At 28.5% G+C, this 22,868-nt stretch carries 24 protein-coding genes; 17 read left to right on the top strand and 7 right to left on the bottom strand.

The features are described 5' to 3' along the window. Positions 1-4 precede the first annotated feature (4 nt). The 12 genes from ACI389_RS00385 to thsA all read left to right on the top strand — a co-directional run bounded on the left by ACI389_RS00385 (position 5) and on the right by thsA (position 13,346). The gene (locus tag ACI389_RS00385; RefSeq protein ID WP_439779586.1) at positions 5-1,687 is read left to right on the top strand and encodes a double zinc ribbon domain-containing protein; all 1,683 of its coding nucleotides are present in this window, start codon (positions 5-7) and stop codon (positions 1,685-1,687) included. Between the two features lie 140 nt (positions 1,688-1,827). Then, a complete protein-coding gene (locus tag ACI389_RS00380) occupies positions 1,828-2,910 on the top strand; it encodes a glycosyltransferase family 4 protein (RefSeq protein ID WP_439779585.1) in 1,083 nt (360 codons plus the stop codon). Beyond that, positions 2,910-3,776 carry a shikimate kinase gene (locus ACI389_RS00375; protein ID WP_439779584.1) on the top strand — a complete coding sequence of 289 codons (867 nt, stop codon included), beginning with the start codon at positions 2,910-2,912 and terminating at the stop codon, positions 3,774-3,776. Before ACI389_RS00380 ends, ACI389_RS00375 begins: the two co-directional genes overlap by 1 nt. Further along, positions 3,773-5,047: a succinylglutamate desuccinylase/aspartoacylase family protein gene (locus ACI389_RS00370; RefSeq protein ID WP_439779583.1), complete on the top strand. Its 1,275-nt coding sequence runs from the start codon at positions 3,773-3,775 to the stop codon at positions 5,045-5,047. The genes ACI389_RS00375 and ACI389_RS00370 overlap by 4 nt, the downstream gene beginning before the upstream one ends. 277 nt (positions 5,048-5,324) lie before the next feature. Further along, the gene (locus tag ACI389_RS00365) at positions 5,325-5,666 is read left to right on the top strand and encodes a chorismate mutase (RefSeq protein ID WP_439779582.1); all 342 of its coding nucleotides are present in this window, start codon (positions 5,325-5,327) and stop codon (positions 5,664-5,666) included. Next, positions 5,653-5,850, top strand: a complete 198-nt coding sequence (locus ACI389_RS00360) for a 30S ribosomal protein S17e (RefSeq protein ID WP_439779581.1) — start codon at positions 5,653-5,655, stop codon at positions 5,848-5,850. Before ACI389_RS00365 ends, ACI389_RS00360 begins: the two co-directional genes overlap by 14 nt. A gap of 183 nt (positions 5,851-6,033) precedes the next feature. Then, positions 6,034-7,254, top strand: coding sequence for an aspartate kinase (locus ACI389_RS00355; RefSeq protein WP_439779580.1), 1,221 nt, complete (start codon positions 6,034-6,036; stop codon positions 7,252-7,254). Further along, on the top strand, positions 7,251-8,144 hold the full coding sequence (dapA, locus tag ACI389_RS00350; protein ID WP_439779579.1) for a 4-hydroxy-tetrahydrodipicolinate synthase: 894 nt from the start codon (positions 7,251-7,253) through the stop codon (positions 8,142-8,144). Before ACI389_RS00355 ends, dapA begins: the two co-directional genes overlap by 4 nt. A 12-nt stretch (positions 8,145-8,156) precedes the next feature. Next, positions 8,157-8,978 (top strand): 4-hydroxy-tetrahydrodipicolinate reductase, encoded by an 822-nt coding sequence (dapB, locus tag ACI389_RS00345; protein ID WP_439779578.1) that lies wholly within the window; start codon positions 8,157-8,159, stop codon positions 8,976-8,978. Between the two features lie 9 nt (positions 8,979-8,987). Then, on the top strand, positions 8,988-10,037 hold the full coding sequence (gene asd, locus ACI389_RS00340; protein ID WP_439779577.1) for an aspartate-semialdehyde dehydrogenase: 1,050 nt from the start codon (positions 8,988-8,990) through the stop codon (positions 10,035-10,037). Positions 10,038-10,267: 230 nt separating this feature from the next. Then, complete coding sequence (locus ACI389_RS00335; protein ID WP_439779576.1) at positions 10,268-11,416, top strand: hypothetical protein; 1,149 nt, start codon at positions 10,268-10,270, stop codon at positions 11,414-11,416. A 319-nt stretch (positions 11,417-11,735) separates the two neighbouring features. Continuing rightward, complete coding sequence (gene thsA / locus ACI389_RS00330; protein WP_439779575.1) at positions 11,736-13,346, top strand: thermosome subunit alpha; 1,611 nt, start codon at positions 11,736-11,738, stop codon at positions 13,344-13,346. Between the two features lie 514 nt (positions 13,347-13,860). Here thsA and xseB read toward each other — a convergent pair. Then, a complete protein-coding gene (gene xseB / locus ACI389_RS00325; protein ID WP_439779574.1) occupies positions 13,861-14,079 on the bottom strand; it encodes an exodeoxyribonuclease VII small subunit in 219 nt (72 codons plus the stop codon). Continuing rightward, positions 14,079-15,335: an exodeoxyribonuclease VII large subunit gene (gene xseA / locus ACI389_RS00320; RefSeq protein ID WP_439779573.1), complete on the bottom strand. Its 1,257-nt coding sequence runs from the start codon at positions 15,333-15,335 to the stop codon at positions 14,079-14,081. The genes xseB and xseA overlap by 1 nt, the downstream gene beginning before the upstream one ends. A 128-nt stretch (positions 15,336-15,463) precedes the next feature. Between xseA and ACI389_RS00315 the strand changes: the two genes are divergently transcribed. Together ACI389_RS00315 and pyrE are read left to right on the top strand one after the other, a co-directional pair. Continuing rightward, positions 15,464-15,694: a PRC-barrel domain-containing protein gene (locus tag ACI389_RS00315; protein ID WP_439779572.1), complete on the top strand. Its 231-nt coding sequence runs from the start codon at positions 15,464-15,466 to the stop codon at positions 15,692-15,694. A 9-nt stretch (positions 15,695-15,703) separates the two neighbouring features. Then, entirely contained in the window at positions 15,704-16,231 is a 528-nt protein-coding gene (pyrE, locus tag ACI389_RS00310; protein WP_439779571.1) for an orotate phosphoribosyltransferase, read from the top strand. A gap of 31 nt (positions 16,232-16,262) precedes the next feature. On the opposite strand, the gene ACI389_RS00305 is transcribed toward pyrE, so the two are convergent. The 4 genes from ACI389_RS00305 to ACI389_RS00290 are packed head-to-tail and all read right to left on the bottom strand — an operon-like array spanning position 16,263 to position 18,708. Beyond that, positions 16,263-16,769, bottom strand: coding sequence for a MogA/MoaB family molybdenum cofactor biosynthesis protein (locus tag ACI389_RS00305; RefSeq protein ID WP_439779570.1), 507 nt, complete (start codon positions 16,767-16,769; stop codon positions 16,263-16,265). A gap of 13 nt (positions 16,770-16,782) precedes the next feature. After that, entirely contained in the window at positions 16,783-17,100 is a 318-nt protein-coding gene (locus ACI389_RS00300) for a winged helix-turn-helix domain-containing protein (RefSeq protein WP_439779569.1), read from the bottom strand. Between the two features lie 25 nt (positions 17,101-17,125). Further along, complete coding sequence (locus ACI389_RS00295) at positions 17,126-17,920, bottom strand: helix-turn-helix transcriptional regulator (protein WP_439779568.1); 795 nt, start codon at positions 17,918-17,920, stop codon at positions 17,126-17,128. After that, positions 17,917-18,708, bottom strand: coding sequence for a helix-turn-helix transcriptional regulator (locus ACI389_RS00290; RefSeq protein WP_439779567.1), 792 nt, complete (start codon positions 18,706-18,708; stop codon positions 17,917-17,919). The genes ACI389_RS00295 and ACI389_RS00290 overlap by 4 nt, the downstream gene beginning before the upstream one ends. Before the next feature lie 228 nt (positions 18,709-18,936). On the opposite strand from ACI389_RS00290, the gene ACI389_RS00285 reads away from it, so the two are divergent. Genes ACI389_RS00285 through ACI389_RS00275 form a run of 3 tightly spaced genes read left to right on the top strand, consistent with a single transcriptional unit; the run spans position 18,937 to position 21,546 of the window. Beyond that, a complete protein-coding gene (locus ACI389_RS00285; RefSeq protein ID WP_439779566.1) occupies positions 18,937-19,443 on the top strand; it encodes a ribonuclease VapC in 507 nt (168 codons plus the stop codon). Beyond that, entirely contained in the window at positions 19,440-20,555 is a 1,116-nt protein-coding gene (locus ACI389_RS00280) for a DUF2117 domain-containing protein (RefSeq protein WP_439779565.1), read from the top strand. Before ACI389_RS00285 ends, ACI389_RS00280 begins: the two co-directional genes overlap by 4 nt. A gap of 16 nt (positions 20,556-20,571) precedes the next feature. After that, the gene (locus tag ACI389_RS00275) at positions 20,572-21,546 is read left to right on the top strand and encodes a methanogenesis marker 2 protein (RefSeq protein WP_439779564.1); all 975 of its coding nucleotides are present in this window, start codon (positions 20,572-20,574) and stop codon (positions 21,544-21,546) included. Between the two features lie 62 nt (positions 21,547-21,608). Here ACI389_RS00275 and ACI389_RS00270 read toward each other — a convergent pair whose 3' ends face one another. Next, positions 21,609-22,355, bottom strand: a complete 747-nt coding sequence (locus ACI389_RS00270; RefSeq protein WP_439779563.1) for a thermonuclease family protein — start codon at positions 22,353-22,355, stop codon at positions 21,609-21,611. Positions 22,356-22,868: the final 513 nt, after the last annotated feature.

Genomic DNA, 22,868 nt, shown 5'->3' with positions numbered 1-22,868 from the left:
TTTAATGGGTCTTAGTGAAATGTATACTTGCGAGTATTGTGGAAAACAGAAGGATAAGGGAGGTAATTTTTGCAGTTGTGGGAAACCAAAATTTGATAAATTTGCAAATACATTTAATTGTCCCAATTGTGGTAAACGCATAAAGGATTATGATTCTTATTGTGAAAATTGTGGTGCAAGTGTTTCTAAAGATATTTATCTCAGTTATAGAATTTCAAATGTTAAAAAATGTCCGAGTTGCAATAATTTAAATGATATTTATGATAAGATATGTTCTGAATGTGGTAGGGAGTTACCTATTGTATCTGAATCATATTTAATTGAATGTCCTGGTTGTGGCAGTCCTGTTTTAGATGATATTAATTATTGTAGGTATTGTGGATATGATTTTGAAGAGTATAATCCTAAATCTGAAGAAGGTTTAGGGTCATTTGCTAAGAAAATAAAATCATCAGCAGGTAAAAAATGGTCCAATCACCGTTGTTATAACTGTAGTGTGGTTCATCTGATTGACAGTGCATACTGTAATATGTGCGGATCTGCAATGCCAACAAAAGAGCTATACCCTAATGTGGGATTGACATTCGAAGAATATAAATTAAAATTAGTCAATGAATTTATTGTTCCTTTATCTAATCATTATCAAGTTAATTTCAGAGCTACAACCTTAAGAAATTATTTTGATTTGACTATAGAAGAAGAAAAAAGAATAATTTATGTTATAACTGAAGTACTCAAAGAAAATAGTGATATTGATGTTTTAGCACTGTTTGAGACTACTCTTGAACAGACAAAAAAGAATTTTGAAAACCTTGATGAAATCATATTTGACACTTTTAAAAAAGATTTAACTGATGAATTCAATTCAGGTAATGTTTCTGCTGAAGGAGTAGTCATAATAAAAGACAGTCAGTATGATGTCGTTGAAACTCCGGTTATTCAGGATAAACATAGTGGTGTGACTAAAGGTTTTGCTACATTAGGTTTTGGTTTGATAGGGCTTGCGGCAACTTCCGGAGTTAAAACAACTATGGAAACTAAAAAAATATTTATAGAAGGGGAATATCTCCATTATCAAATTAATTTTAATAAGGATGCTGTTATTTTAAAAACTTATGATGATGAATCTCCGGATTTAACTTTCAATTTTGACAAACCGAATATTAATCAAACTGCAGTAATATATGGAAATATACATTCTTTTAATCCGCAGGATTTCACTTTTATTTTAAAATCCGGTGAAACTTTTAAATGTCCAAATTTTGAATTTAAATCATTATTCAGAAGCAGTGTTCTTAAAGTTGTCAGGACTTATGATGATGCAATCAATAATTATTTTGTCAATCAGTATTCGGATAAACTTATAACCAGATCAAGAATTATTCTTTCAAATTTAATAAATAAAGAAATTGAATCAGCTCTAAAGCCCAAATATGATATTCAGGAGCATAATCATTTAGATATTGGCGAACTTGAAAAAGTCATGGAGATGTATGAAAAAGGATTATTGACTGATGGTGAATTCACTGCTATGAAACAGAATATTATAAAAAATAATACTGTCAATGAAAATAGTGATGGTTTAGTTGAAAAAACTGAAGGAGCTTCAAAATTTTGCAGTAAATGTGGTGCAGAAATTGTAGAAAATTCTAATTTCTGCATTAAATGTGGTAATAGGATAAATTGATTAATTATTTTACATATTTCATAGAGATAACATCTATAACTATTATCTAAAAAATAGTAGAAATTAGTGATAATTCATATATTATTTAAACAATAATTTCATTATATAATAATAATATTGATTAATAGGAGTTTTATTTTATGAAAATAGCTATGGTAGGTCAGTTTCCACCCCATGTTGGAGGTGTTGGGGTTCATATTCATACTTTATCAAAAAAATTAGTTGATGAAGGCCATGAAGTATATGTGATTACTTATCCTCATAAAGATATTGAAGATATTGATGGGATCCATGTCATAGGAACTAAGGGATTTAATGTTCCGGGTGTTAGAGGATTAATGTTCATAAAAAATGCTAAAAAAGCATTAGAGGATCTTTTAGAAAAAGAAGATATTGATATTATTCATGGGCATTATTTATTCCCTGCAGGAGAGGTTGCTGTTGCTGTTGGAAAAGAACATAATATTAGAACATATGTAACAGCACATGGATCTGATATGTTTGAATTATATAAAAAGCAGCCATTTATGAGATCAACAATTAGAAAAGTTTTAAGAGAAGCTGATGGTGTTTTTGCAGTAAGTAATGCTTTAAGACATGAAATTATTGCAACTGGAGTTAATGGAATAGCTGATAAAACAAAGTTATCTTGGAATTCTGTTGATATTAATAAGTATTCATCAAAAACAAATGATTCATTTAAAAAAGAAAATAAACTTGAAGATAAACCAATAGTTCTTTTTGTAGGTAATCTAATTAAAAGAAAAAATGTTGAGTCACTTTTGGAGGCTAAAAAAGTATCTCAAAGTGATTACTATTTGGTGATTGTTGGGGATGGACCTCAATTTAAAAAATTAAACAAGAAAGTTGAAGATGAGAATATTCATGATGTAATTTTCACGGGTTCTAGGAATGATGTTGAAAATATTATTCCAAGTTGTGATGTATTGATTTTACCATCATTTTCAGAAAGTTTTGGTTTAGTTTTAATTGAAGCTTTGGCATGTGGAAAACCTGTCATTGGAAGTGATGTTGGTGGTATCAGTGAAATAATCAATAAAGATGTTGGTTTGCTTATAAATCCAAATAAAATTTCATCTATAGCTAAGGCAATTGATACAATTATTCAAAATGATGATTTAAGATTGATTCTTTCACTCAATGCTCGTAATCGTGCAATGGATTTTTCAGAAATTACAATCCCTTATGATGAGGTTAACTAATGAAAAAGATTGTTAGATCTCCAGGATCAGCAACAATAATTAATGCTATTGCAACAGGATTTGGTTCTGCATTTGGTATTGATTTAGATATAAAATGCATTGCTAAAACAATTAATGAAGGAATAATTTGTTTTAATGATGTTGGTGCAGATGTGGGGTTGATGGAACTTTGTGCTCAAAAAGTATTTGATTATTATAATATTGATAAATCTGAATTTGGTGTTGATTTAAAAACAGAATCAAACTTGCCAATGGCATCAGGATTATCAAGTAGTAGTGCTTCATCTAATGCCATTGTCAAAGCAGTCTCTTCAATTATCTCTGATGAATTTAATTTAAAGCCTCTTGATGATTTAGAAGTGATTAATATGGCAATTGATGCATCACTTGAGGCAGGAGTAACTATAACTGGTTCCTTTGATGATGCAACTGCATCTTATTTTGGTGGTGTTGTTGTAACTGATAATAAGAATAGGGAATTTATTATTAAGGAAAATATGGAAGAGTATCCTATATTGGTTTATATGCCCAATTTTTATTCAAAATCTGGTGATTCAAATTCTGAGAGGATGAAATTATTAGCTCCATTGGTGGAAACTGCTTTTGAATTTGCTTGTAATAAAGATTACTTTAAAGCATTGAATTTAAATGGATTGTTGTATTCCGCTACTTTAGGATTTAATTCATCAATAGCTATTGATGCACTGGAATCTGGGGCGATAGCTGCTGGTTTATCTGGAACAGGATCATCTTTTGTAGCAATTTCAAGTGAAGATGCAATCGATGATATTAAATATTCATGGAACAAATATGATGGTACAGTAATAAAAACAAAAATTGATAATGTAGGTTGTAAGATATTATGAAAAAAAGATATGTAATGCTGTTATTAATTGCTATGTTTTGTAGTTTATCATTAGTTTCAGCATCTGAGAATGTATCTACTTCAGATAATTTAGAAGTAACTACTGGGGGTACATTGTCTGAAAACATTGATTATGTTTCTAATGTTGGGTCAGTATCGCATAATGTTGTAGCTTTAGAAAACTCTTCAGGGGGAGGAGAATATTCTAAAAATGTGCCTACTGATAATAATGAAGGGGATAATCAAAATAGTTCATCAAGTAATGCAACTTCAAATGATACTTTCGTTAATGAAAAACCTGTTGTAAGTAAAGTTATAACAAAAGATGTTTCCTCTACATATGGAACTATTGCGAAGTATTCTATTAAAGTTCTTGATCAGTTTGGAAAGCCAATGGGTGGTAAAACTGTTGCGGTTACCATTGATAAGAAAACAGTTAAAAAAGTGACTTCAGAAAGTGGAATTGTTATATTCACACTTAATTGTCAAGCAGGTAAATATCTAATTAAATATGCTGTGGATGGAATAAATGGCTCTAATTCGTATAATGTTAAGAATAAAATTTCATTAAGTATTTTAAATTGGGGTCTTAAGGGTGATGTTTCTAAATCTAGTCTAATTAAAAAGAACATGCCTAATAATTATTGGGTCAAAAAAGCAGTTAGTGCAACTAAAAAAGGCATTCCATTATTAACATTTAAGGGAGGTAAAGGAAAAGTTGTTTTCTTAACTGCTGGTGTTCATGGAAATGAATTATCATCTATGGTTGCAGCAATGAAAATGATTAGTCATTTATCTGATAATCCTATTAAAGGAACTGTTTATATCATGCCATTTGTGAATGTTAAAGCAATTTCTAAAAAAGTCAGATTCACTGATAAAGATTATAATCGTATAGCTTCTAAATCCGGAACTATCCCAAATAAAATTGTTAAATTAGTTGTTAAATATAAATGTAATGCGTATGGTGATTTCCACACTACAAAACCTGGTGGTGCGCCTGGAAAAAATATTGTAATGGGATCTAAGAGTTTAAAATCTAAAAGTGCTGACCTTACAAATTATATTTCTAAATATTGTAAAGTCAATAAAAAAATTTATAAGTATGCTGGTCAAGTATATCCTGGAGCATTGTTTGAAAATGTTAATAAATATGGAATTACTTCAGTTATCTGTGAAGTTGTACTTCCACACAATACTGTGACAACAAAAAGTATTAATACTTCTTTTAATATGATGAGATATTTATTGAAATATAATTCACTCATATGATGTTTTATGAAGAAAATTTATTCAATTTTCTTTATCTTCTTTTTTTTTAATTTTTATTTTATGTTTAAGATTCATTAATTGTACAGAATATTTTTTTTAAGAGTTTTATAAAAGTGATTATAATTATGGAAAGTATATAATAATCATGTAAATTGTTAAGGATTATCTTTTAGATATTATATTATTTAGGGGATTTGACTCTTAGAAATCATATAGTTTATATACTATGATTATTATAAATTATATTATTATCATTATTATCAATTTGGTGATTTTTTTGAATGGAAGTTATGAGATAAAATCTTTTAAAAATAAAGAAGAAGCTGAAGAACTTCTAGCAACATCAAGAAAATCTATTGATGAAATTGATAATCAATTACTTGATTTAATTTCACAGAGAACTGCTCTTGCAAAGGATATAGCTAGCTCTAAAGATTATTTAAAAATGCCTATTTTTGATGAGTTTAGAGAAAAAGCCATCCATGAAAAAATTAGGAGATTATCTGAAGAAAAGAATCTTGATGTTGATATTATTAATCGAATAGTAGATATGTTGACTATTTTAAATAAAAATGCACAAAAAGAAATTTTAAGGAGGAATGTTGATGGGAAATATTAGAACTTCATTTGTTAAACGTTTAGCAAAAGAACTTATCGAAACTCACAAAGGTGTTTTTACTACTGATTTTGAAGAGAACAAAAAATTAGTACAAGAACACTCAACTGTAAGTACTAAACATTTAAGAAATAAAATTGCAGGATATGTAACTAGGCTTGTAAGGTTAGAACAAACCAGAGAATAAGCTTTTTTTCATATTTTTTTATTAGTCTTTTTTTATTTAATTATTTTTTAATTTTAAAACTTTTTTTTAGTGTATTTATTTTTATAAAGTTTATTAATATGTTCATATAAAGATATACATGGGTATTTTATTAATTGGGTTAAAAAATATTCAATTAATACTTTAAGAAAATAGGTGAACTTAATGGATTTAATAGTAGTAAAATTCGGAGGAACCTCGGTAGGTGATGGTTCTAAAATTAAAAAAGCAGCGCAGTCTGTAGTAAATGAGTATATGAAAGGCAGTCAAGTAGTAGTTGTAGTTTCAGCTGTTAACAAGACTACTGATGAGCTCATTGGGTTATCTAATGATGCTATTGGCTCTAGTTTAACTGACAAGCAAAAGGCAGAAATTATGGCTATGGGTGAGTTAACTAGTGCTAGATTATTCTCAGCAACTATTGAATCTTTAGGTGTAAAATCTGAATTTATTGATCCTTATAATGAATTATGGCCAATCATAACTGATTCTAATTCTTTAGAAGCTAAAATAGATTTAAATGTTTCTAATAATAAGACTAAAGGAATTAAACAGCTTATTAATCAAGGGGTTATACCCGTTATCTGTGGATTTTTAGGAAAAGGACCTAGTGGTGAAATCACAACTTTAGGAAGAGGTGGAAGTGATATCACTGCATTTTTAATGGGTCATTGTTTAGATGCTAATGAAGTAGTTATTGTTACTGATGTGGATGGTGTAATGTCAACTGATCCTAATAAAATTGAGGGTGCGAAACTGTTAGATACTATTTCTGTTGAGGAATTAAGGGATTTAGCTACTCATGGAGCACAGGTTTTACATCCACATGCATTAAAATATAAAGATCCATTAATAAGTGCAAAAATTATTAATTTCTCCAATGGGGATTTAGCTTCTAAGGGTACTCGTATTGTAGGGCCTTTTGAAGACGATATGTTGAAATGTGTTACCCTTTATAAAGAACCTATTTCACTTATAGCTATCGTTGGAGAAGCTATGCTTAAAAAAGTTGGTTTAATGGCTAAATTAACTACGGCTCTTGCTGATAATGGTATTAATATTTTTGGTATGTCTGCAGGTCAGAATTCAATTACAGTATTTGTAAATAAATCTGATTCAAATAAAGCATATCTTTTGTTACATCAGTTAGTAATTGATACAGATGTTTTAAGTTCTTTATCTCTTGGAAGAGATACTGCAATGATAACTTTTGTTAGTCCAGATATCATTGAAACTCCAGGCATTATATCAGATATTACAGGACCACTTAGAAAAAATAATATTAATATTTTAGAAATAACTTCCTCTCAAACTGCTGTGGTATTGTTTGTTGATTGGGAAGATGGTGAAAAAGCACATAAATTAATAAGAGAGGTTTTAGAATGAATTTTGAAGGAACATATGTTGCTATGGTTACTCCATTTACTAAAGATGGAACTTTTGATGAAGAAGGTTTTAGATCAAATATCAATTATTTAATTGACCAAGGTGTAAATGGTTTGGTTGGTGCAGGAACTACAGGTGAATCTGCTACTATGACTCATGATGAACATCAGGAAGTCATTGAAGTTTTAGTAGATGAGGTTAACGGTAGAGTTGACACAGTTGCAGGAACTGGAAGTAACTCCACATCAGAAGCATTATCTCTTACTAAATTTGCTTATGATGTTGGTGTTGATTCAGCTTTGTTAATCACTCCATATTACAATAAACCACAGCAACATGCTTTAGTAAAACATTATGGTGCTATTGCGGAAGGATGTGATATTCCGATTATTGTTTATAATGTTCCATCACGTACTGGATGTAATATTGAAGTTGAAACTGCTGTGGAATTAGCTAAAATTGATGGTATTGATGCTATTAAAGAAGCTAGTGGTAGTGTAGATAAAATATCTGATATTTATAGAGCACTTACTCTTGAGGGTTTGGAGGATGAATTTAATATTCTCTCAGGTGAAGACTCTTTAACCTTACCTATTATGTCTGTTGGGGGTACTGGTGTAATTAGTGCATCTGCAAATATTGATGCAAGAAGAATGGTTTTAATGGTTGATAGTATCTTAAATGATGATTATACAAGGGCATTTGAACTTCATTATGAAATGTTGGAATTAATAAGGGCTCTTTTTGTTGAAAGTAATCCTGTACCTGTTAAAACAGCAATGAATTTAATGGGTCTTCCTTCAGGTCCTTTAAGAGAACCATTATGTGAAATGAAAGATGAAAACTTAGAAATTCTTAAAAAAGCATTAAAAAATTCTAATTTAATTTAAGTGGGTAATATTATGATTAAAATAGCAGTAACTGGAGCTGCTGGAAGAATGGGCTCTGGTATTATTAAAAAAATTACTGAACAAGATGATATGGAAGTAGTTGCAGCTATTGAAATACCAAATTCTCCTCTTGCAGGTAAAGATGCAGGTATTCAAGCAGGTATTGGTGAAATTGGTGTTGAAATTGTTGGATCTGAAAAATTGGAAGAAACATTAAAGTCATCTGGTGCTGAAGTTTTAGTTGATTTCACTATTGCTCCTGCAGCGGTTGAAACTATTAGAATAGCTACTGCATGTGGAGTAAATGTTGTTGTTGGTACTACTGGTTTTACTGATGAACAAATGGCTTTGAATATTAAAAATGTTAAAGATAACAATGTTGGTGCAGTTATTTCATCTAACATGGCTATTGGTGTTAATGTATTTTTCAACACATTAAAAAAATTAGCCCCTATCTTATATGATTTTGATATTGAGATTATTGAAGCTCATCACAATCAGAAAAAAGATGCTCCATCTGGAACTGCCATGACTGCATTTGAAGTACTTGCTGATGCTTTAAATAGAGATCCTGAAGAAATTGGAGTATTTGGAAGAAAAGGTTTAGTTGGAAAAAGAACTCCTGAGGAAATTGGTGTTCATGCTATCCGTGGTGGGGATATTGTTGGAGACCACACTGTAATGTTTGTGGGTGAAGGTGAAAGAATTGAATTTAAACATCAAGCTCACACTAGAGAAGTATTTATTGCTGGTGTAATCAGAGCTTTAAGATACGTACCTACCGCACAAAAAGGTGTTGTGAGTAGTATGAATGATGTTTTAGGTTTGGAATAGGTGGATAATATGGTAAAAGTAGGTGTAATTGGTGCAACTGGAATGGTTGGTCAAAGATTTATTCAATTACTTGAAAACCATCCAGATTTTGAAGTTACAGCATTAGCAGCATCTTCTCGTTCAGCAGGTAAAAGATATGAGGATGCTACTACTTGGTATTTAGATAGTGAAATGCCAGAATCTGTAAAAGATATTATTGTTTGTGAAACTAATCCTGATGATATGGATAATGATGTAGATATCGTATTTTCATCTCTTCCAACTGAATTTGCAGCGAAAGTTGAAAAGGAATTTGCAAAGGATTATGTTGTTGCAAGTAATGCTAGTGCACACAGAATGAAAAAAAATATTCCATTAGTAATTCCTGAGGTTAATCCAGAGTATTTGGATATGATTGATGCTCAACAGAAGGAAAATAATTGGGATGGATTTATTGTAACTAATCCAAATTGTTCTACTATTGCATTAACTTTGACATTAAAACCTATTGTAGATAATTTCAATGTAAAATCTATTAGAGTGTCAACTATGCAAGCAGTATCTGGTGCAGGTTATAATGGTGTTCCGTCAATGGCTATTGTTGATAATCTTGTTCCTTACATTGGTAATGAAGAGGAGAAAATGGAAAGCGAAACTCTTCATTTATTAGGTTCTTACGATGGAAATGATGTAATTGGTGCAGATTTCAAATTAAGTGCATCTTGTCATAGAGTACCTGTTATTGATGGTCATACTGAAGCGGTCTTTGTTGAATTAGATAATGAATTTGACATTGAAGATGTTAAAAGTAAAATGGCAAACTTTAGTGCATTACCACAAGAACTAGATTTATTCTCAGCTCCTAAAAATCCAGTCATTGTTAAAGAGGAAAGTGATAGACCACAACCTCGTATGGATAGAAATGCAAGTAATGGTATGGCTGTTACAGTTGGTAGGATGAGAAAAGATCAAGCATTTGATAATAGTTTTAAATATGTGCTTGTTGGTCATAATACTATTCGTGGTGCTGCTGGAGCATCTATATTAAATGCTGAATTGATTAATGATAAAATACTCTAATTTTATCATCTTATTTTTTTTATTTTTTTTTAAATTTTCTATTTTCCTCATACGTTTTCTATATATGTTCTATTTTTATTTTTAAGTTAATTTAAGGGTTTAATTTAAATAGTATAAAATTAATATCTTATGTTAAGGAATTATATTGTACAATATGTCGAAATTTCAAATTTATAAAGGGTTAATAATTTGAAATCGATATTGGGATAAAATTTAAACTAAGGGATAAAATGCAATTAGGAATGGATGTTGAAAAAGATACTTTACATTCTTTAATTCGATCTTGTTTATTAGAAATTAATAAGTTAAAATATGATCTAACTGAACTTGATGTGGAAAGGGCTAAGGATAACACTCCACAAAGAATTAAAGAGTTAGAAAAAGATATAATTGATAAGGAAAAAGAAGTATCAGTCATTAAATTTAAGGCAGAAGATGAAATTAATCTTTTGAAAAAAGAACTTGATGAAAAAGATATTTTAATTAAAAATCAAGAAGATAGAATTTATGAATTAGATTATGTTAATAATTCTCTTGATGAAATTAAAGAATATTTTGCTGAACAGTTAATGAATTATAAGAAAAAGGAATTAGCTGATGTAAATGAAAGATTAACAGATTCTTATAAAAGTATAGCTGAGAAAGAAGCTACTATTAACACTCTTTCAAGAACTATTGATGATTATAAAATTAAGGTTATTAAACTTGAAAACAATGTTGAATCTCAAACTCAAATTTTAGAACTTGAAAAACAATTAGAACTTAAAGAAAATGAAATTCTCATAAAAGAGAGTGAAATTAATAAATGTAATAATGAATTAGATGTTATAAAACAGCAAACTATTTCTAAAGAGGAATATGTTGATCTTCAATCTAAATTCAAGTCTGAAATTGAGGCAATGGATTCTGTAATAGCTAATTTGAAAGAAGAAACTATCTCTAAAAAAGATTATGAAAGTCTTCAATCTAAATCTGAATTTGAAATTAAAAATTTAAATAATCAAATTAATAACTTAAAAGAAAATACTGTTCCTAAAGATGAATATACTTCTCTTCAAATAAGATTTGAAAATGAACTTTCTGCTCGTAATAGTGAATTAGAATATCTAAAAGAAAAATCTATTCCCAAAAAAGATTATTTCACTCTTAAAAATCAATTACAAAGTGAGATTAGTGCTAAGGATAATGAACTTCGTTTGTTAAAAGAACAAACTATTCCTCGTGAAGATTATTTCAAACTTCAAAATGAGTTAACTAAAAAAGAGGGTAAAATTAAAAGATTAGAAGAGATTAATGCTTTTTTTAATGAACTTCAAGAAGAACAAAAAGCTTATGAAACTCAAGAAACTACTCCTCCTTTTAGATTTGAGAAAAAATAATCAGATGGTTCTGTTTATTCTTAATTTTTTTTTATTATAATTTCTTATTTTTATATTTTAATGATTAGTTAATTGATTTAAATTATTCTGAGAGATAATTCCTAAATATTTGGTTTATTTATAATCATATACATTTTAATAATGATTTTACAAGTCTTTATCTTTTTCTTACTTTAATTTATTTTATACCATAAAGTATTTATATAACCTTAAACTCATTAATTATAGTAGAAAGGTTTATTCAACACTATATCTTATTTTTTCTGTTGATTGTTAAACTGATCTAATTATTTATAAAATTAAAAAAAGGTGATTATTAATGGCACAAGGACAACCAATCTTTATTTTACCTGAAGGTACAAATAGATCTGTCGGTAGAGATGCTCAAAGAAATAATATTTTAGCTGGTAAAGTATTAGCTGAAACTGTAAGAACCACATTAGGTCCAAAAGGAATGGACAAAATGTTAGTCGATGGACTTGGTGATATTGTAGTAACCAACGACGGTGTTACAATCTTAAAAGAAATGGATATTGAACATCCTGCAGCAAAAATGCTCGTAGAAGTAGCAAAAACTCAAGAAGATGAAGTTGGAGATGGAACTACTACTGCAGTAATTATTGCTGGAGAATTATTAAAAAAATCTGAAAGCTTACTTGACTCAGATGTTCACCCAACTATCATTGCTATGGGATACAGAAAAGCTGCAGAAAAAGCACAAGAAATCTTAGATGAAATCGCAATTGATGATGTGGATTCTGACATTTTATTAAAAGTAGCTATGACTGCAATGACTGGTAAAGGAACTGAAGCAGCACGTGAACCATTAGCAAAATTAATTGTTGATGCTGTAGAAGCTGTTGCTGAAGATAATCATGTTGATATTGATAACATCAAAATAGAGAAAAAAGATGGAGCTGTTGTTGAAGAATCTAGCTTAGTTGAAGGTGTAATTGTAGATAAAGAAAGAGTACACCCAGGTATGCCTGCTGAAATTAAAGATGCAAAAATCGCATTAATCAACGCTCCTTTAGAAGTAAAAGAAACTGAAGCTGATGCAGAAATCAGAATCACTGACCCTGCTCAAATGCAAGCTTTCATTGAACAAGAAGAAAAAATGGTTAAAGATATGGTTGACCAAGTTGTTGATGCTGGTGCGAATGTTTTATTCGCACAAAAAGGTATTGATGATTTAGCACAACACTACTTATCTAAAGCTGGTGTTTTAGCTGTAAGAAGAGTTAAAAAATCTGATATTGAAAAATTATCCAGAGCAACCGGTGCTAATGTTATTACTAACTTAGATGACTTAACTGCTGATGATTTAGGTAAAGCAGGTATTGTTGAAGAAAGAAAAATTTCTGGTGAAGAAATGATCTTTGTAGAAGAATGCAGCGGAGCTAAATCTGTGACTTTATTCGTAAGGGGAAGTACCAAACACATCGTTGATGAAATTGTAAGAGCTATTGAAGACGCAATCGGTGTAGTTGCTGCTACTGTAGAAGATGACAAAGTTGTTGCTGGTGGAGGAGCTCCAGAAATTGCAATGGCTAAAAAACTCAAAGATTACGCTGAATCTATCTCTGGAAGAGAACAATTAGCTGTAAATGCATTCGCAGAAGCTTTAGAAGTTGTACCAAAAACCTTAGCTGAAAATGCAGGTTTAGACAGTATTGATTCTTTAGTAGATTTAAGAGCAGCTCAAGAAACCTCCTATTACATGGGATTAGATGTATTCACTGGTGAAGTAGCAGATATGAAAGAAGCTGGAGTAATTGAACCTAAACGTGTCAAAAAACAAGCTATCCAATCTGCATCTGAAGCAGCTGAAATGATTTTAAGAATAGATGATGTAATTGCATCTACTAAAGGCCCAGAAGATATGGGTATGGATCCTTCTGCAATGGGCGGAATGCCTCCAATGATGTAAGTATAAAGAAATTTTTATAATTTCTTTTCTTTTTTTATTTTTCCTTGTATTCAATAGACTTATTTTTAATACATCTAATTTTTTATTTAAAGAATACTAATTTTAAACACAATTTTAGTTAATATTTATCTTAAGTAACTGAATTATCTTAAAACTTGTCATGTCTAAGACTATATAATAAATGAATATAGCTTAATGGAAATTAATTTAAATTATATAACATGTCTAATTAGATTAGCTAAATAATAATTTGAGCATTATATCAAAATTATTTAAATGTTGAAGTTACTATGGTATATCAACTGTATGAATTATAATAAATACTGCAAAAGTAAGTGTTCATGTAGGAAAATGGATCATTTAATTTTAGAATAATTAATGATATTAAACATTGGTGGAGATTATGGTTGATATTATAAAAAAGAAGAGATTTTGCTATTGAGGTTCTGTTTTTAAAAAGAAGGATCTTTTAAAAAATAGTAATAGTTATCCAATGAATATTGGATTTACTATTTTATTCAGTAAGATTGAAATCTATGACTTCTCCATTTTCTTTAACGATTTTAGATATTGATTCTTCTGCAGCTGTTAATTTATCATTGCATGTTTTAACTAATTTCATTGCGTTGTTAAATTCGTTAATTGCATCATCTAATGGTACATCACCATTTTCCAATTTATTAACAATTTCTTCTAATTTGCTTAAACTTTCTTCAAAACTTAAATTTTCCATTATATCACCTTAGTATTTATTATTCCATCGTTAAATTCAATGTCAATTTTATCTCCAGATTTAACCTCTTTTGCAGATGAAATAATTTTATCATTAGTTTTTGCTAATGTATAACCTCTTTTTAGTGTTAAAAGAGGATTTAATATTTCTAATTTTTCAAAACTCTTTAAATATGATTCTTTTTTAATTCTTGTTATTTCATTAGGATTTTTCAAAATATTTGAGTTTTTTAATTTGAATAATTTTATTTTATTGTTATTTATTATGTTTTTAGATGTAAAATTTAACTTATTAATTAGATTGTCTAAACCCATAGCTTTTATTTCATAAATTGTCTCAGGATTTCTTAAAATTTGTTTTTCAGAAATATGGGTTACTTTAGTCCTCTTCTGATTAATCATATCAAAAATTGTTTTATTTATCCTATTTGAAAGTTGAGCTAAGTTATTTTTAACTTCGTTTAGGTCCGGTACTGCAATTACAGCAGCACCAGTAGGTGTGGGTGCTCTTTTATCTGCTACAAAATCAGAGATAGTATAATCGATTTCATGACCTACTGCACTTATAACTGGAATTTTACAGTCATAAATGGCATTTGCAACGATTTCTTCATTAAAAGGCCACAAGTCTTCAATGCTACCTCCACCTCTACCAACAATTAATGTATCTAAATCAAATTCTTGAGCATGGTTAATTTGCTTTACGATTTGTGGTGCTGCTTGATCTCCTTGGACTAATGTTGAAAAGATTAAGATGTTACATATTGGATATCTTCTCTTTATGGTTGTAATGATGTCTCTAATAGCTGCACCGGTTTGCGCTGTGATGACTCCTATCTTTTTAGGATATTTCGGTATTTCTTTTTTATGTGTATCATCAAATAAGCCCTCTTTTGAAAGTTTTTTCTTTAGTTGTTCATAAGCAATATGCAAGTTTCCTATTCCATCTTCAGTCATTGTTGTGGCATATAATTGATACTTTCCGGTTTTCTCATAGACTTCTATTTTTCCTTTTATGATTACTTTCATACCATTTTCAGGATTAAATTTCAGAAATCTATCTTTATTGCCTTTAAACATCACTGCAGAAAGTTGGGATTTTTCATCTTTCAAAGTAAAATAACTATGTCCACTAGGATAAGATTTATAATTTGAAAGTTCACCTTTAACTAAAATATTTTTTAATTGTGAATCTTTTTTCAATTTCTTATTGATATATGAATTAATTTCTGATACTGTGAAAGTTTCTCTTTCCATAAATTCACCTTTAAACCAATATTGTTATTATGTTGTTTATATTTAATACAATTTTTTATTATGATCTTATTCACATGAGAAATATATTTTAAATTGAAAATACAATAATAAAAATAAGGTGTTTTTTTATGAGAATTAAAGATGAATTATTTGGTAAAGAAGTTCTTGATTCAGAAATTCAAATTGTTGGAAAAGTTAATGATGTGATTTTTGATAAAGATACTTTTGAAATCACAGATTTAGTAATTAAAAAAACAGGATTTGCAGAACAAATTAAAGCTAGTGAAAATATTGTCCCCATGGAATTAGTTAAAGTTATTGGTGATAAAATTTTACTTAAAGGCGAAGAAGATATTTAACTGATTTTTATGGTTTCTAAAGAATATTTAATTAATTTATTAAAAGATAATGATGTATTTCTTGAAGGAGATTTCACATTATCTTCTGGAAAGAAAAGTAATTATTATATTAATATGAAAAAAGCTATTACAGAGCCAGAAATCCTTTCTGCTATTTCGAAATTAATTACTTCCAAAATTAATTTGGATGAAGTTGATAAAGTTGCAGGCCCAGCATTAGGTGCGGTTCCAATAGCTACTGCTGTTTCATTAGAATCAAAAATTCCATTATTAATGATTCGTAAAGAAAAGAAAGGTTATGGTACTTCTAAATTAATTGAGGGTGAATTAAACGAAGGTGATAATGTTATTGTTGTTGAAGATGTTTCAACTACTGGTGGATCACTTTTAAAAGCTATTAAAGCTATTGAGGATAATGGTGGTAATGTAACAAGAGCTTTTGTTGTAGTTGACCGTCAAGAGGGTGCTGTTGAAGCATTTGAAAAAGAAGGTATTAGATTAGAACCTTTAATAAATGTTAATGAATTTTTTAATTAAAAAAATAATTAATGATGAAAAATTAATTTCATCATTTTTTAACATGATGGACAAAATGAGGGAGTTCATCAATGATTATACTAAATGCAGTTTTAACTGCATTAGGAGAACCTGGCATAGAAAAAATAACTGTTTTTTTGTAAATTCCTGCTGTAGCTCTTGAAAGTAATGCTGCAGTACCAATCTCATCATAAGATTTTGCTCTAAATATTTCTCCAAAGCCTTCAAGTTTTTTCTCGAAAAGTGATTCGACTGTTTCAACTGTGATGTCACGAGAATCAAGGCCTGTACCTCCAGTTGTTAAAATAACATCAATATCCTCATTAATCATGGTTTCAATTGTATTAATCAAATCAGTTTTTTCATCTGGAATTATACTTCTAGATTTTAAGGTGTATCTAGCTTCAATTTCTTCTACCATATATTGGCCGGATAAATCTACTTTTTTTGATTTTCTACTATCGCTTAATGTAATTACACCACAAGTAATGTCTTTTGAGGACATTTTTTGATGTTCCATTGCTGTTTTACTTTTCATTTTTATATCATTCCTATTTAATTTTAAGAAAATTTTTTATCAGATTATATTCTTCAATATATTTATATAATTTTTTGCTAGGGTAATATATGTAGCTATGGGTAATTTTTTCTTTCTCTATAAATTTATGGTCAATCATGAGATTTAAATGATAGGTTATTGTTTTATAATCTAATTGAAGTATTTTTGATAGTTGGTTTGCATTGCTAGGCTGATACAATATTTGGTCAGTTATTTTAATAGTGGTTATACCACCTTTTCTAGCAATTAATAAACTCGACAACTCTTTGTTTTTTATTTTACTCATTGAAATTAACTCTGCATTTAACATGATTGACTCCTTTTTAGTTATTTATCTATCTAAAGCATTGAATTAAATTTAAAGCCCATTTTATTGAATTTTCATCCTTTCCAATTAAAATTTGAGAATCATCATAATGTCCATCGTTTAAAAATAATGTCAATGACATGAAATTATTTGAACAGGTCAAAAATAGCTTTAAATCTTGTTCGAGGCATTTGACTGTTACTTTTTTATTTTTTAATAATTTTTCTTCTAAGTCAGTATTTTGTTTGATTGAATTTAGGATTTTTTCGTTGATTATCAACTCCAATTTGGATTTTTCATTCATATCTAAAAATTCGATTATATATTTAAAATGATTTTCAGAGTAGATTGGAAGAATTATTTTTAATTCTGTTGATTTTAAAAGTAAGTGAATATATTTATTAAATGCATTTGATAGGTCACTTGTTGTTGAAGTTTCATATTCAACATTTTTTAATAGGTAAATATCTTTTAGCATTTCTTCTGGAATGTCTGATAAATCGTGATTATTCCAGAATTGTTTGCTGTTATTTATTGAATGCCAGTTTTCAATTAATTTTATCATGTTTGTTGTAAGAATATAACCATTTGAAGTTAATTCATAATGTTTTTGAATCTTTCGAATTAAATTTTTATTTTCTAATTCTTTAAGTCCATGCAATATTGTTGCTGAAGGTTTTTTTAAGTTTTCTCTTAGTTCTTCTAATTTCTTTGAATGTTCATAAAGTGTTAAGAGTAATTTTGTTCTCATAGTTGATGTTAAAATGTATTTTACATTTTGATACTCATCATTCAATTCTTTCTTGGTCTGACTATTAGTCATTTTATCACATCATACTTTATATTTTCAAATAAGTTTTCTGCCCATGTTTGAGATTTTTTAGTATTTGAAATTAATATTCTGTTTTGATCGTAACTTTCATCATTTTTGAATAGTCCGAAACTCATTGATTCATCGCAAATGGTTAAATATATCTTTAGATCATTTTCAACTGGATGGATGGTTAAGTTTTTATCACTGATTGAGGTTTGTTTGATTTTAGGATCAATTTTTGATATAAGTGCATGGGAGATACTTTTTGGAACTATTATTTCAACTTTTCCATTCTTTTTTAGGATCTTTTCTATTAATTGAGGATACTCTGGATGTAAGTAGGGGAAGATAGCTTTAAGTGATTTTGATTCCATTATTTGAGTTTTTATAGCATTATGGGTTTTATAAATGTCAAGTGATGTTGTTTCTATTAATTGAGAATCTTTTAAATCAGTGATATTCCTTAAAGAGTCTATATTTATTTGATTTAAGTTGTGTTTGTTCCAGAATTCACTATAGTTGTTTATTATTTCTACACTTTTCTTAAAATCCATTAAAGTTTGGTAATATATTTTTGTTATGGGATTTAAGTAGTATTTTGATTTTATTTTTTTAATATAATTATTATTCTCTAATTTGCTTATATTGCTTGATACGGAACTATATGTTATTTTAGTTTTTTTAACAAGTTCATGTATACTATTAGGATTATTTTCTAGCTCACTTAGTATTTTTAGCCGAATCTCTGATTTCGTAAGAAATTTGATATCATTGTTGATTTCATTATGGATTTCCATTTTTCATATTCCTCCAATTTTTTGACAATATCAAATTTTTTTATTTAAATTTAAATAGATTTTTCCAATATTGTCCCAAATTTATTCCAAATCCATTAAAAATTCATCATAATGCTGTTATAGTGTATTATTAAGATTGTTTTAAACTTGATAAGTTAATTTAAAGTCATATGATATTTTTTTTTAAATTACTAAACTTTATTAATTTATAAAATTCAATATATTTATATGGAAATTTGTTATATATTGGATGCTTCTGCTTTTATTAATGGATTTAAATTAACTTCCAATAATAATTTCACAGTTCCTGAAATTACTGCTGAAATTAAAGACTTTAAATCTAGATTGACATTTGACATGGCTATTGATGAGTGTAAATTAACTATATATGATGTCCCAAATGAATATTTAAATTGTGTTAATAAGACTATATCTGATTCTGGTGATATTTTAAGGTTGTCTTTACCTGATAAAAAATTAATTTCACTTGCATATATGTTTTCAAAAGAAGGTCGAAATGTAATGGTAATGACTGATGATTATACTATTCAGAATACTTTGAAAATATTAGGGATTCCTTATTCAGGGATTATAACTGGAGGTATTAAAGGAATTTATAATTGGAAAAAAGTTTGTGAAGGATGTAAAAAAGAATATGGTGAAGATTATCCATTTGATGACTGTGAGATTTGTGGATCAAAAATATTTAAAAAAAGGATTAAGGTGGACAAATGAAAATAGGTATAGTTGTTCATGGTCCAAATATTATTGATTCAGGATATGCCTTAAAACTAATTAACTTGCTTAAAAATTACGGTGATGTTTCAGTAAGGCTTGGTGGCACAATGGGTAGGACTGCAGTCATTGATGCTAGTTTAGAAAGCATAATTGACATAACACGTAAATTAGTGCCTAGTGATTCTTTAAAGATTTTCCATGATGATAATGTTGATGTGATTTTTTTAATTAATTATGGAAAATCCGATGTTACAGGTCAAGTTTTTGGATATAAAGTATATAATCATTATATTGATAAAATTGATGATAATAATATTCCAGTAATTCAAATAGAAAGACCAGGGGAAGAAGATGGTAGTATTATTCCTTGGAATAATGAATTGGGTATTGTCAATGAGTTATCTGAAAAATTAAACTTATCTGTTGTATTGCCTGAGGAGGTTTATGAAAATCATATTAAACAAGATAATGTTGGTGTTAATCAAAGAATTGTTCATGGAGTAAGTCCTGGTGAGAATATCATGGTTAATAGTGTTATCATAGGTAAAACTAATTCTGATAAACTCATATTAATAGCTCGTGATAATCATATTGTTGATATAGTGGGTGGTGAACTTAAACAACATGGTCTTGAAAAATTAGGTGAAGTTGATTTAGAATCTGCAGTTATAAAAACAGGTCTTTTAAGACATGCAAAAGTTACACCAAGAGTAATTTCAACAAATAAACTTAATAATTTTAAAGTTTCATTTTTAGACCATGCTGGTGAAGATGTATATAAATTCATTGGTTCTTCTATGGTAATTTGTGTAGGTGATGACACTACTTTAATATCTTCTGATATACTTTATAGATTTGATATACCTATAATTGGAATAACTGATGGGGATTTGGATAAAGTTGTAGAAGATGGATTTAAGGTTAAAAATTCAATTATTTTTGAAGTTGAAAGTGGTTTTGATGATATCGTTGGTAAATATATTAAGAAGATAATGTTTGACGGCGATCAGGAATCATTTGATTATTCAAGCATTGATGAAGTTCGAGACAAAATAATTGAAATAATAAATAATATTAATTGTAAATATAAAATAAGTTATATTAAATAGTTAGGAAGTGTAATCTTTGGATTTTAAAAATCTTGTTAAAGAAATTCAAGAGTTTAGGGGAGTATCTCGTAAAAGTTCTATTAATAATGTAATTTCTCTTTTAGAAGAGTCATATAATGTTTCAGGTAATGTTGTAATTGACATTGGTGATGATGCTTCAGCTATTGACATTGGAAATAATCAGGTAATACTTATTGCAGCTGATGGTATTTGGGGAGACATTATGAATATAAGTCCTTATTGGGCAGGATATTGTTCTGTTTTGGTGAATGTGAATGATATTGCTGCAATGGGTGGAAAACCATTGGCTATGGTTAATATAATGTCCATATCTGATGATGATATTTATGAAGAATTACTAAAAGGAATTAAAGATGGATGTTTAAAATTTGGTGTCCCAATGGTTGGTGGACATTTGCATCCTGATGGTGAAGTTGACTCATTAGGAGTAGCTATTGTTGGAATAGCTCAAAAAGACAAGATTATAACAAGTTTTGGAGCAGAAGTTGGAGACAAAGTAATTGTAGCAATTGATCTTGATGGAAAACCTCATGAGATGTTTAGCTTGAATTGGGATACAACTTATGATAAAGATGCACAAATTGTTAGAGATCAAATTACTGCTGTTCAATACTTAGCAGAACATGATTATATAAAATCTGGAAAGGACATATCAAATCCTGGAATTTTAGGAACATTAGAAATGCTTTTAGAAACTTCTAGAAAAGGAGCTGTTGTTAACTTAGAAGATATTCCAAGAAATGAGTCAGTTTCTTGGATAGATTGGCTTAGGTCATATCCAGGTTCTGGTTTTGTGTTTACTGCAAGTGAAGATAAATGTGAATATATTAAAGAGTATCTTGCTAAATATTCAATTGAAGCAGCAGTTGTTGGTGAAATAACTGATTCTGATTGTTTATATTTAAATTATGATGATGAACAAGCAGAAGTTTTTAATCAAAAAACAAATCCTGTTTTTATTTTTAGATAAAATTTGCTTTGAGGATATTAATTTCCTCATATTTGCTATTTTTTTTATTAAAAAAAGAAAAATTAAGGATTGCACCTTTTACATGGTGTATATCCTTGATTTATTGCATCGTCTCTACTTGAGAAAAATACTTTATTGCTATCAGACATTTTGTTAGCAGCACTGCAACCACTAGAATGGAATTTTCCTGAATTTGCATTACCGATGTATTGAGCTGAATCTGATGAAGTTGTGGATTCTGCACTTGATGGGCTGCTAGTTGTTGAAGATGAGCTATGAGTGGTATCTACATGTGTGCTAGCAGTTCCCCAATCAAATGGGTTAAATTCGCTAGGTGGCATGTACATGATTTCAGCTAGACCTTCTTTTAAAAGCATTTCATTAACATTTTTCCCATCAACAATAACAACTGCTAATGTCCTACCATAACGATCATTGTGTTTTGAATCATCGATATCAATACCTACTTCTTTATTCAAACATAATTGTTTAACGAAATTCTTAGAAGTATCATAACCATCAACACCTCTTTCAGGTGTATTAACTCCAACAAAGCGTATTTTTTCACCATTGTCTAAATAAATAGTGTCTCCATCAACAACTTTAGTACAAATAGCACTTTCTTCTACATGACAATCTGTTTTGTTGTATTTGTTTAAAATATCTGAATCTGAAAGACCACTATATTTTGAAGTTGGAATGTCATGTGAAAAACCTGTTCCGGTATATGCACTAGCTACTGAAACAACTCCAAGTGATATTATCAGAATAACTAATATTGAAAAAATATGTCTTTTAGTGATTCTCATTTTTTGTCTCCTTGTTCTATTGTTATTATTTTGTTCTAATATAATTTTTTTTATATTTAGTGAATATATAAAAATAAAATATATAAACCAATTACAAAATTCTGATTTAAAGATTTATTCATTGAATTTAAAAAATTATATTGGGATTTCAAATTCATTAATGGAATTAAGATTAGTTAAAAAATTAAAAGAAGAGTATTATAATGGCATGTGTTGTAAATGTAATACAAGTATTTTTTTGATTAAGAATCCAGTAATATTTGTAGTGTTAGTAATTTTATGTATTTAGGATAAACACAAACTTATTATCATATTTTTTCCTGAAATTTTTTTTCATGCTTAATGAGAGTTAATAATAAGTAATGAAAAAATAGTCATGATTTTATAGTTTATAGGATACTAATTTTAGATTTTTTATACAATTCTTTTTTATTATCTCAGTTTAATTATTTTTTCAGAGTTATGTGGTTTTTTCTTAAAATTTTTATATTATATAAAATATATTATATTATA

Origin of the sequence: Methanobrevibacter sp. (assembly GCF_051877095.1) — an archaeon.
Classification (GTDB): Archaea; Methanobacteriota; Methanobacteria; order Methanobacteriales; family Methanobacteriaceae; genus Methanocatella.
The sequence above is the reverse complement of the archived record's forward strand: the minus strand, read 5'-3'. Positions and strand labels throughout refer to the sequence as shown.

Bases quoted from the DNA above. Each gene is read 5' to 3' on its own strand.
- ACI389_RS00370 (WP_439779583.1), top strand. From the start codon at position 3,773: ATGAAAAAAAGATATGTAATGCTGTTATTAATTGCTATGTTTTGTAGT.
- ACI389_RS00360 (WP_439779581.1), top strand. From the start codon at position 5,653: ATGGGAAATATTAGAACTTCATTTGTTAAACGTTTAGCAAAAGAACTT.
- ACI389_RS00385 (WP_439779586.1), top strand. From the start codon at position 5: ATGGGTCTTAGTGAAATGTATACTTGCGAGTATTGTGGAAAACAGAAG.
- ACI389_RS00335 (WP_439779576.1), top strand. From the start codon at position 10,268: ATGCAATTAGGAATGGATGTTGAAAAAGATACTTTACATTCTTTAATT.
- dapA (WP_439779579.1), top strand. From the start codon at position 7,251: ATGAATTTTGAAGGAACATATGTTGCTATGGTTACTCCATTTACTAAA.
- xseB (WP_439779574.1), bottom strand. From the start codon at position 14,079: ATGGAAAATTTAAGTTTTGAAGAAAGTTTAAGCAAATTAGAAGAAATT.
- ACI389_RS00285 (WP_439779566.1), top strand. From the start codon at position 18,937: ATGGAAATTTGTTATATATTGGATGCTTCTGCTTTTATTAATGGATTT.
- ACI389_RS00305 (WP_439779570.1), bottom strand. From the start codon at position 16,769: ATGAAAAGTAAAACAGCAATGGAACATCAAAAAATGTCCTCAAAAGAC.
- ACI389_RS00315 (WP_439779572.1), top strand. From the start codon at position 15,464: ATGAGAATTAAAGATGAATTATTTGGTAAAGAAGTTCTTGATTCAGAA.
- ACI389_RS00290 (WP_439779567.1), bottom strand. From the start codon at position 18,708: ATGGAAATCCATAATGAAATCAACAATGATATCAAATTTCTTACGAAA.
- ACI389_RS00295 (WP_439779568.1), bottom strand. From the start codon at position 17,920: ATGACTAATAGTCAGACCAAGAAAGAATTGAATGATGAGTATCAAAAT.
- pyrE (WP_439779571.1), top strand. From the start codon at position 15,704: ATGGTTTCTAAAGAATATTTAATTAATTTATTAAAAGATAATGATGTA.
- thsA (WP_439779575.1), top strand. From the start codon at position 11,736: ATGGCACAAGGACAACCAATCTTTATTTTACCTGAAGGTACAAATAGA.
- asd (WP_439779577.1), top strand. From the start codon at position 8,988: ATGGTAAAAGTAGGTGTAATTGGTGCAACTGGAATGGTTGGTCAAAGA.
- ACI389_RS00375 (WP_439779584.1), top strand. From the start codon at position 2,910: ATGAAAAAGATTGTTAGATCTCCAGGATCAGCAACAATAATTAATGCT.
- ACI389_RS00280 (WP_439779565.1), top strand. From the start codon at position 19,440: ATGAAAATAGGTATAGTTGTTCATGGTCCAAATATTATTGATTCAGGA.
- ACI389_RS00270 (WP_439779563.1), bottom strand. From the start codon at position 22,355: ATGAGAATCACTAAAAGACATATTTTTTCAATATTAGTTATTCTGATA.
- ACI389_RS00300 (WP_439779569.1), bottom strand. From the start codon at position 17,100: ATGTTAAATGCAGAGTTAATTTCAATGAGTAAAATAAAAAACAAAGAG.
- ACI389_RS00355 (WP_439779580.1), top strand. From the start codon at position 6,034: ATGGATTTAATAGTAGTAAAATTCGGAGGAACCTCGGTAGGTGATGGT.
- ACI389_RS00380 (WP_439779585.1), top strand. From the start codon at position 1,828: ATGAAAATAGCTATGGTAGGTCAGTTTCCACCCCATGTTGGAGGTGTT.
- xseA (WP_439779573.1), bottom strand. From the start codon at position 15,335: ATGGAAAGAGAAACTTTCACAGTATCAGAAATTAATTCATATATCAAT.
- dapB (WP_439779578.1), top strand. From the start codon at position 8,157: ATGATTAAAATAGCAGTAACTGGAGCTGCTGGAAGAATGGGCTCTGGT.